Genomic DNA, 9,270 nt, shown 5'->3' with positions numbered 1-9,270 from the left:
TTTCGGCATTGTTGTTAATTGCACCCAAATTAGAAAATGGTTTGGAATTAACTTTAGAAGGAGAAATTACATCGGTTTCTTACATAAAAATGACTTTGGCTTTACTGAATGAAATAGGAGTGAAGACTTTATTTGAAAACAACACAATCAAAGTCACTCATCAACCATCACCCATTACCCATCACCCAATAACAGTCGAGTCCGATTGGTCATCAGCGTCTTATTGGTATTCAATTATTGCCCTTTCTAAAATTGGTACGCAAATTACATTATCAAGTTTTAAAGAAAATAGTTTACAAGGCGATAGTGCTTTGGTCGAAATTTATAAAAATTTTGGTGTAGATACGATTTTCGAAACCAATATTATTCGTCTTAAAAAGACTACAAATTGTCAATTGTCAACTATTAATTGTCAATTAAACACGTGTCCCGATATCGCACAAACCATTGCGGTTACTTGTTTCGGACTTGGAATAAGTTGTCAATTAACAGGATTACAAACGTTAAAGATCAAAGAAACAGATAGACTTGAAGCTTTAAAAACCGAACTAACAAAATTGGGAGCAACTATTTCAGTTACAAACAATTCATTAACTCTGGAACAATCAGAAAATATAAAACCTAACATAAGAATTTCTACCTATCAAGATCACAGAATGGCAATGGCGTTTGCTCCTTTAGCAGTAAAAGTGCCAATTATCATTGGAGAAGCTGAGGTGGTTTCAAAATCGTATCCTGCTTTTTGGGAAGATGTAAAGCAAATCGGATTTACTATCGAAAAAATATAAAAAGTCGGGATGACTGGATTCGAACCAGCGACCCCTAGCACCCCATGCTAGTACGCTACCAGGCTGCGCTACATCCCGAAGGCAGCAAAAATAAACATTTCAATTGTATAATAAAAAAAATAAACATCAATTTACTTGACAACGCCTATTTCATAATCGTATATTTGCAAACTGAATTTAAGGGTATTACGAAAGTAAACGCTTAAAATTTTAAACACTTAAACATTTTTAAATGAAATTATCTCATTTTCAATTCAATCTTCCAGAAGAATTATTAGCCGAATTTCCTACTGAAAACCGCGATGAATCTCGCTTAATGGTCGTAAATCGTAAAACAGGAACAATCGAGCACAAATTATTTAAAGATATTATTGACTATTTTGATGATGGCGATGTAATGGTATTAAATAATACTAAAGTATTTCCTGCACGATTATATGGAAATAAAGAAAAAACAGGAGCTCGTATCGAAGTTTTTTTGCTAAGAGAATTGAATGCGGAGCAACGCTTATGGGATGTTTTAGTAGATCCTGCACGTAAAATCCGTATCGGAAATAAATTATATTTTGGCGATGATGATTCATTAGTAGCCGAAGTAATTGACAATACAACTTCTCGTGGAAGAACATTACGTTTTTTATATGATGGTTCGTACGAAGAATTCAGAGAAAAACTTTTAGAACTTGGCGAAACACCTATACCTAAATACATCAACCGTGAGGTAACTCCTGAAGATGCAGAGCGTTATCAAACAATTTACGCTAAAGAAGAAGGTGCTGTTGCAGCTCCAACTGCCGGATTGCATTTCTCTAAACATTTATTAAAACGCCTTGAAATTAAAGGAATTGATTTTGCAGAAGTTACTCTTCATGTAGGATTAGGAACGTTTAATCCTGTTGAGGTAGAAGATTTATCAAAACATAAAATGGATTCTGAAGAAATGAAAATTTCCCAAGAAGCTTGTGATATCATTAATAATGCAAAAGAAAACAAGAGACGAATTTGTTGTGTAGGAACTACAGCTATGCGTGCAATGGAAAGTTCAGTTTCTTCGCAACGAACTTTAAATCCTTTTACAGGTTGGACAAATAAATTTATTTATCCTCCGTTTGATTTTAGTTTGGCAAACGCTATGGTGACTAATTTTCATACCCCAAAATCAACATTATTAATGATGATTTCAGCATTTTGTGGACACGATTTAATGATGAAAGCCTACAAAGAAGCCATTCAAGAAAAATACCGTTTTTATTCCTACGGTGATGCTATGTTGATTATTTAAAACAAAAAAATAATAATTTAAAATCCTGGCATTAGCTGGGATTTTTTTATTTCTGAATTCTTAAAAAATCAAATTTTAGTGCTTTGCTACTTTCCAACTTTTGCCTACTTTTACCTTTTTAACAACCTAAGACAAATGAATTTTCAAAATACACGTGAATTTGCACAAAGTTTAGATGCTCAAGATGAGTTGAAAAATTATAGAAATGAATTTATTTTTCCAAAAGTAAATGGAAAACAAGTAATCTATTTTACAGGAAATTCACTTGGGTTGCAACCCAAAAGAACCAAGCAATATGTAGACGAAGTCATGAATGACTGGGCTAATTTAGCAGTTGAAGGTCATTTTTATTCAGACAAACCTTGGTGGGATTATCACGAACGATTTGCAGCGCCATTAAGCGAAATTGTAGGAGCAAAACCTACAGAAGTAACTGTTATGAACACATTAACAGTGAATCTTCACTTATTAATGGTTTCGTTTTATCGTCCAACGCAAAAAAAGTTCAAAATTATTTGCGAAGAAAAAGCATTTCCAAGCGATCAATATATGTTCCAAAGTCAAATCGATTTTCATTCTAAATCGGTGGGTTTTAATCCCAATGATGCCTTAGTTGAAATTAAAAGAAGAGAAGGAGAACACAATATTAGAATTGAAGATATTTTAGCTAAAATTGAAGAAGTAGGTGAGGAGTTGGCTTTAGTTTTAATTGGCGGTGTAAATTATTATACCGGGCAAGTTTTCGACATGAAAACCATCACCGAAGCAGGCCATAAACAAGGCGCCTATGTAGGTTGGGATTTAGCGCATGGCGCCGGAAATATTGAATTACATTTGAACGAATGGAATGTAGATTTTGCAGCTTGGTGTAGTTATAAATATATGAATTCTGGACCAGGCAATGCATCGGGTTGTTTTGTACATGAAATGCATCATAATAATGCTGATTTACCAAGATTCGCAGGTTGGTGGGGACACAATAAAGAGCGCCGATTTAAAATGGAACCAAAATTTGATCCCGTTCGCGGTGCCGAAGGTTGGCAAATAAGTAATCTTCCTATTTTATCATTAGCTCCTTATTTGGCTTCTGTTGATATGTTTGCAGAAGTAGGAATGAATAAATTAATCGCAAAGCGAAATTTAATAACTGCCTATTTGGAATTCATTCTTAAAGAGATTGACAATGAATTAGAAGGAGCTGATTTCGAAATAATTACGCCTTCTAATCAAGAGGAACGCGGTTGTCAATTGTCGGTTTATTTGCACGGACAAGGAAGAGAATTATTTGAACGATTAATGAAAAATGGGGTCATCACCGATTGGAGAGAGCCAAATGTAATTCGTTTAGCGCCAGCACCCTTCTATTGTTCTTTTGAAGATATGTACGAGTTCGGACAAATATTGAAACAGTTGATTTTGGAGAAATAGATTTTTAGATATTCAGATTTTCGGATTTTCAGAAAATCCGAAAATCCAGTAATCCGAACATCCAATATCAGAATATCTGATCATCAAGATAAAAGCAATGCATAATTATAAAGAATTAGAAGTTTGGAAAGAAAGTATTAAATTTTGTCCAGAAATTTATAAACTAGTCCGAAAATTACCAGAAGACGAAAAATTTGGATTGATAAGTCAACTGAAAAGGGCTGTTATTTCTATTCCATCAAATATTGCAGAAGGTTCGGCAAAATCATCTGATAAGCATTTTGTTATTTTCTTGGAAAATTCTTTAGGTTCATGCTACGAAATAGAAACACAATTACTAGTATGTGTAGAATTAAGTTTCATAACTGAGATTGAATACAATCAAATAATGGAGAGGTTATTTTCTATCATCAAAAAGTTAATTAAATTTATAAAGTATTTAAACGATAAGAATAAGTAGAAATGATTTTCAGACTGTCCGAACATCCGAAAATCAGAATATCTAATATCTAAAACAATGACTAAACAACAAATTATAGACAATTTCGATCCTTCTCAACCAGGGTTGGCCGATGCAACTGTTTTTGGATTACCTTTTTCAGCCGAGCAAAGTGAAATTATTGTCGTTCCTGTACCTTGGGAAGTAACGGTAAGTTATGGAGCAGGTGCTTCGGAAGGACCAGATGCCATTATGGACGCTTCTTTTCAAGTCGATTTAAATCATCAAGAGTTTCCAGAATTATGGAAATTAGGTATTTACATGGATGAAGTTCCTTCGCATTGGGCAAAAAATTCTGAAAAATATAAAGGATTAGCACAGCCCATTATCGAAGCTTTAGAGAGTGGAGAAGACGTGGCTACTTTTCCAGTTTTACAATCGGATTTAGATACCATTAATAAAGTTTGTAAGGAATTGCATCAGGAAGTAAAAGAGCGCGTTTTGCATTGGATGAACCAAGGTAAAAAAGTAGTACTTTTAGGAGGTGATCACTCAACGCCATTGGGTTATTATCAAGCACTGGCTACCAAATATGATAACTTCGGAATCTTGCATTTAGACGCGCACATGGATTTACGTATTGCTTACGAAGGATTCACCTATTCGCACGCTTCTATCATGTATAATGCTTTACAAATTCCTCAGATTTCGAAAATAGTTCAAGTAGGAATTCGTGATTTTTGTGAACAAGAAGTAGCAATAGCTTTAAAAGATAGAGTTTTAGTGCATACGGATATGGATTTAAAACAAGAAGCTTTTGAAGGCAAAACATGGCAACAACAATGCGATCAAATTATCGCTTCTTTACCCGATAAGGTTTGTATTTCGTTTGATATAGACGGCATGTATCCTTGGTATTGTCCCAACACTGGAACTCCTGTTCCAGGTGGATTTTCATTTGAGCAAGCCGCGTATTTGTTCAGTCGCTTAGCAGCAACCAATAAAGAAATCATCGGATTTGATTTAGTAGAAGTAGCACCTGGCGATGACGATTGGGATGGAAACGTAGGAGCAAGAATGTTATTTCATATGTGTGGCGCTTTTGCGAAATCACAAAAAATGAATGTAGGAAATAAAATTCAATTCAATAAATAAGTTTACGAACCGAAGTTTTTAAAGCTTCGGTTTTTTTATAAGTTATTTACATTTTCCAAAATCGAAATCGCTTTTTCTTTTGTAGCCGCTAATTCTTCTGGTTTCATTTTTCTCAGTAACGCTAACATCATGCTCATTCTTTGGTTATTGGCAAAATGCTGTTTTTTCTCGTCCAAAAAATGCCAATACAAACTATTAAACGGGCACGCATTTTCCCCTAATTTATCTTTCACATTATAATGACAACTGCCACAATAATTACTCATTTTATTAATGTAACTTCCCGAAGAAACATATGGTTTAGTAGCTAAAATTCCGCCATCTGCATACTGACTCATGCCTCTTGTGTTGGGCATTTCAACCCATTCAATGGCATCGATATAAACCCCTAAATACCAAGAATCCACTGCGTCAGGATGCAATTGTGCCAACAATGAAAAATTGCCAATGACCATTAACCGCTGAATATGATGCGCATACGCTTCCGATAAACTTTGGGAAATCGAATGTTGCAGGCATTTCATCTTGGTTTTTCCGGTCCAAAAGAATTCTGGTAGCGGATTGTAGTTTTCTAAAACGTTCATTTGGGCATAATTTGGCATTTCTTTCCAATAAATTCCTCTAACATATTCGCGCCAACCAATAATTTGTCGCACAAAACCTTCTACTTGCGCCAATTCAATCGTTTCTTGATTATGAAAATAATGCGAAATCACAGCATCAACAACTTCTTTCGGACTGATCATTTTGGAATTCATCGCAAAAGATAAACGCGAATGAAACAGAAATTTATGTCCAGAAAATAAAGCATCTTGATACGTGCCAAAGTGTGCCAAAAAATGCTCGCAGAAATAATCAATTAATTGCAAACTTTCGTTTCTTGAAGTAGGCCAATTGAAATTTTCTGCATCAATTGTTCCAATAGTGGTAATGTTTTGAGTGGTAATTTCGGTAACAATTTCAGATACATTTTTATGAAATTCCAATGGAAACGGAATCGGGACTTCGTTTTTATATTGATTGCGGTTGTTGTGGTCAAAATTCCATTTTCCGTCTAACGGTTGTTCACCGACCATCAAAACAGCATGTTTTTTGCGCATCATACGATAGAAACTTTCCATCAACAGTTGCTTTTTTCCTTTGAAAAAATCAGCTAATTCATTTCTACTCGTATAAAAATGTTCCGAATCGACAGCTTTTGATGGAATTGAAATTTTTTCGCAAATGGATTTTAGTTGTTCATCCAAGCGATATTCATCGGGAAGTTGGTATTCAAATTGCTCAATTTTATTCTTTTGAACTAAATCTGAAATCAGTTGTTCCAAATTATGTGGATTATTCGCATCCGAAATTTTATAATAAACCACTTGATGCCCTTGTTTTATCAATTCCTCCGAAAAATTGCGCATCGAAAGAAAAAACGCCACCACTTTTTGAATATGATGTTTCACATAATCGGTTTCCTGACGCATTTCGGCCATTACATACACCACATCCGAATTGACTTCTTCAAACCAAAAATGTTGAGAATTGATTTGGTCGCCCAAAAGTAATCGAAGTGTTTTCATCTAAAATAATTCAGGAGTTAACCACATTTTCTGAAATTTTCCATTGGCATCGTATAGTTCCGCTTGGCGTTTGATATTGAATTTTCTATCACGTGGATCGTTGCCAACACCCGCATTGTACATCCAATTGCCATAATTACTGTGCACGTCATAATCAATCAACATACTTTCAAAATAGGCAGCACCTATGCGCCAATCTTGTTCCCATTCTTTTGCCCAATAACTCGCTACATTTTGACGGCCGCGATTGCTCATCCAACCTGTTTTTTGTAGTTCAATCATGTTGGCATTCACAAAATGTTCTGGCGTGTTGCCGTTTGTCCATTGATTGAAGGCTTTTGTACTTTGATTCCAATGATATTCTTTTTGCAAAATGCCATTCAATTGAAAAATTTTGTTGCCGTGTTTTAGCGAAATGTATTTGAAATAATCGCGCCAAATTAATTCAAAAATCAACCAATACGTATCTTCGTTTTTGACTATTTTTTTCTCAAATTGTTGTACTTCCCAATATATCATTCGTGCCGAAATACTTCCATTGGCCAACCAAGCCGAAAGTTTCGAACTGTAATCTTTTCCAACTAAACCATTGCGGGTTTTCTTATAAACTGCTAGTTTTTTGGTGTCCCAAAAGTACTCTTCGATGCGTTTTTTAGCTTGATTTTCGCCACCTTTAAAAGGGAAAGCCGTTTTGTTGGGTTGTTTGAACGATTCAAAACCTAAATCTTCTAATGTTGGGATACTAGTTTTTTCTTCAATTAGATTCGAAATTGGTTTTGCAGAAATGGCAACGGTTGGACGTACTCGAATTTTCTTTTCCAATTGCTTTCTGAATTCGGTAAAAACTTCAGGAATTTTATCCCAATTTCCGTACGGAACATCATCAGGATGAAATAAGAATTGGTCATAATAGGTTTTCCAATTCACTGCTGGAATTGAATTTTGAACTTCATTTGCTACTTCTATTTCTTCTGGTGTCCATTCGTTTTGTATGTAAATCGTATCAATTTGATATTTAGCGGCTACTTCCGGAATTAATTGTTCGGGATAACCGTAATAAACTAATAATGAGATGTTCTTATCGGCTAAATTTTGTTGTAATTCGGTTACCGTTTCTAACAGAAATTGGGTTCTAAATTTTTCTGTTTTTTTGAAACCGTATTGTGTTGTTTCAAAATGTCTCGGATCCAAACAATAAATACCAATGACTTTTTCATTTTCTCTACAGGCATTGTATAACGAATGATTATCAATCGTGCGCAAATCATTTCTAAACCAAACTAATCCGTTCATTTTTTTTGATTTTTGCTCGCAAAGACGCTAAGTCGCGAAGGTTTAATTTTTATTCGAATCAATTTTCCGAACATCCTAATATCAGAAAGTCCTAACATCTGTCCATCAATTCTTGTTTTTTCTGCATTTGTCACTACAATACAATACTTTTTCCCAGTTTTTCTCCCATTTTTTGCGCCACGAAAAAGGAAGATGGCAGGTTTTGCAAATTTTTTCTGGAAGATTTACTTTTTTATGCGCCATTTCTAAGCTTCGATTTACTTTTTTGTTTTGGTCGTGCATATTCAAAACGATCAATTAATTTTGGCAGCGCATAGCCGTCTAGTCCATTAATCGTTACAACATTTCCTTTGTCCAATTGTAACCAATTATCTTTTTGGATCAATTCTTCTTCAACATAAATTGCTTCAATTGAGGCAATAATATGTATACAATCGTTTTCTTTTAAATAATATTCGTTGACATACTTACAAAGTAATCGCACCGGACTTCCTTTTACAAAAGGACATTTATAATCATCCAAGTATTCTGAAGTTAAATTTGTTTCATCAAATTCAGAAATGCCTTGTTCATAATTCGCTGATGTTTGGTGGGCATCGGCAATCATTTCTTCGGAAATGTGATTTATGGTAAAAAAATCTGTTTCCTTAATGTTTTTGTAGGTGTCCCGAGGAACGGTTGTTGGGCGTAAAATGAATCCAACCAATGGCGGCTCACTTCCAAGATGCGTTACACTACTAAAAATAGCTACATTTTCTTTGCCGTCTGAAGAACAAGTCCCTATTAAGTTGGCCGATTTATAACCAGTAGCACTGTTAATTAAATTTAACCGTGGCACTTTGTCCATTTGAATAATTTCAGAAAGTGTTATTTTTTTCATGTTATTTTTTTCAAAAGTACGTTTGTTTAATCAAAAATAAAAATTATTAAACAAAATAAATTTAACCATAAAAACACTTTATAAAATAGAGTCAAAACGCATTATTGTGTACTTTTGCAATCTATTTTACAATAAATTCATGCAAACGCCACAAAAAATTGCTGTTATAGGTTCTGGATTAGTGGGAACTTTATTAGCAATCTACTTAAAAAGAGCCGGACACACTGTACATGTTTATGACAGAAGTCCTGATATTAGAACGGTTGAATTTTCGGGTCGTTCCATTAATTTGGTGATGTCAAATCGAGGTTGGAAAGCCTTGAAAGATGTAGGTCTAGATGAAGCTATAAGATCAATAGGAATTCCAGTAGATAAAAGAGCTATTCATCATAAAGATGGCAAGTTAAATTATCAATCTTACGGAAATGAAGGCGAAG

Annotated in this window: 9 protein-coding genes, 1 tRNA gene and 1 pseudogene; 6 read left to right on the top strand and 5 right to left on the bottom strand. The window is 34.5% G+C overall.

The window, feature by feature from the left end:
* Positions 1–788, top strand: a pseudogene (locus ACIQZC_RS06805) (3-phosphoshikimate 1-carboxyvinyltransferase); the annotation flags it as partial.
* A 4-nt stretch (positions 789–792) separates the two neighbouring features.
* On the opposite strand, the gene ACIQZC_RS06800 reads toward ACIQZC_RS06805, so the two are convergent.
* Positions 793–866 (bottom strand) — tRNA-Pro (locus tag ACIQZC_RS06800).
* Between the two features lie 154 nt (positions 867–1,020).
* Here ACIQZC_RS06800 and queA point away from each other — a divergent pair.
* The 4 genes from queA (at position 1,021) to ACIQZC_RS06780 (ending at position 5,092) form a co-directional block, all read left to right on the top strand.
* Positions 1,021–2,070, top strand: a complete 1,050-nt coding sequence (gene queA / locus ACIQZC_RS06795) for a tRNA preQ1(34) S-adenosylmethionine ribosyltransferase-isomerase QueA (RefSeq protein ID WP_396138483.1) — start codon at positions 1,021–1,023, stop codon at positions 2,068–2,070.
* A 135-nt stretch (positions 2,071–2,205) separates the two neighbouring features.
* Positions 2,206–3,498 carry a kynureninase gene (gene kynU / locus ACIQZC_RS06790; RefSeq protein ID WP_396138482.1) on the top strand — a complete coding sequence of 431 codons (1,293 nt, stop codon included), beginning with the start codon at positions 2,206–2,208 and terminating at the stop codon, positions 3,496–3,498.
* 97 nt (positions 3,499–3,595) lie between these two features.
* Positions 3,596–3,958 (top strand): four helix bundle protein, encoded by a 363-nt coding sequence (locus ACIQZC_RS06785; RefSeq protein WP_396138481.1) that lies wholly within the window; start codon positions 3,596–3,598, stop codon positions 3,956–3,958.
* A 57-nt stretch (positions 3,959–4,015) separates the two neighbouring features.
* Positions 4,016–5,092: an agmatinase family protein gene (locus tag ACIQZC_RS06780; protein WP_396138480.1), complete on the top strand. Its 1,077-nt coding sequence runs from the start codon at positions 4,016–4,018 to the stop codon at positions 5,090–5,092.
* Between the two features lie 35 nt (positions 5,093–5,127).
* On the opposite strand, the gene ACIQZC_RS06775 is transcribed toward ACIQZC_RS06780, so the two are convergent.
* The 4 genes from ACIQZC_RS06775 to ACIQZC_RS06760 form a co-directional block, all read right to left on the bottom strand.
* Positions 5,128–6,660, bottom strand: a complete 1,533-nt coding sequence (locus ACIQZC_RS06775; RefSeq protein WP_396138479.1) for a cryptochrome/photolyase family protein — start codon at positions 6,658–6,660, stop codon at positions 5,128–5,130.
* Positions 6,661–7,953, bottom strand: coding sequence for a DASH family cryptochrome (locus ACIQZC_RS06770; protein ID WP_396138478.1), 1,293 nt, complete (start codon positions 7,951–7,953; stop codon positions 6,661–6,663). It abuts the gene before it with no gap.
* Between the two features lie 105 nt (positions 7,954–8,058).
* Positions 8,059–8,196, bottom strand: coding sequence for a DUF2256 domain-containing protein (locus tag ACIQZC_RS06765; RefSeq protein ID WP_396138477.1), 138 nt, complete (start codon positions 8,194–8,196; stop codon positions 8,059–8,061).
* Positions 8,186–8,833 (bottom strand): flavin reductase family protein, encoded by a 648-nt coding sequence (locus ACIQZC_RS06760; protein WP_396138476.1) that lies wholly within the window; start codon positions 8,831–8,833, stop codon positions 8,186–8,188. Before ACIQZC_RS06760 ends, ACIQZC_RS06765 begins: the two co-directional genes overlap by 11 nt.
* 139 nt (positions 8,834–8,972) lie before the next feature.
* Between ACIQZC_RS06760 and ACIQZC_RS06755 the strand changes: the two genes are divergently transcribed.
* On the top strand, positions 8,973–9,270 hold a 298-nt coding region (locus ACIQZC_RS06755), incomplete at its 3' end, for an FAD-dependent oxidoreductase (protein WP_396138475.1).

This window comes from Flavobacterium sp., assembly GCF_044338735.1.
In the GTDB taxonomy this organism is placed as follows: Bacteria; Bacteroidota; Bacteroidia; order Flavobacteriales; family Flavobacteriaceae; genus Flavobacterium.
Note: the sequence above shows the minus strand (reverse complement) of the source record. Positions and strands in the feature narration are given on the sequence as shown.

Excerpts from the sequence above, each read along its gene's own strand:
- ACIQZC_RS06780 (WP_396138480.1), top strand. The coding sequence starts at position 4,016 with ATGACTAAACAACAAATTATAGACAATTTCGATCCTTCTCAACCAGGG.
- ACIQZC_RS06760 (WP_396138476.1), bottom strand. The coding sequence starts at position 8,833 with ATGAAAAAAATAACACTTTCTGAAATTATTCAAATGGACAAAGTGCCA.
- queA (WP_396138483.1), top strand. The coding sequence starts at position 1,021 with ATGAAATTATCTCATTTTCAATTCAATCTTCCAGAAGAATTATTAGCC.
- ACIQZC_RS06775 (WP_396138479.1), bottom strand. The coding sequence starts at position 6,660 with ATGAAAACACTTCGATTACTTTTGGGCGACCAAATCAATTCTCAACAT.
- ACIQZC_RS06765 (WP_396138477.1), bottom strand. The coding sequence starts at position 8,196 with ATGGCGCATAAAAAAGTAAATCTTCCAGAAAAAATTTGCAAAACCTGC.
- ACIQZC_RS06770 (WP_396138478.1), bottom strand. The coding sequence starts at position 7,953 with ATGAACGGATTAGTTTGGTTTAGAAATGATTTGCGCACGATTGATAAT.
- kynU (WP_396138482.1), top strand. The coding sequence starts at position 2,206 with ATGAATTTTCAAAATACACGTGAATTTGCACAAAGTTTAGATGCTCAA.
- ACIQZC_RS06785 (WP_396138481.1), top strand. The coding sequence starts at position 3,596 with ATGCATAATTATAAAGAATTAGAAGTTTGGAAAGAAAGTATTAAATTT.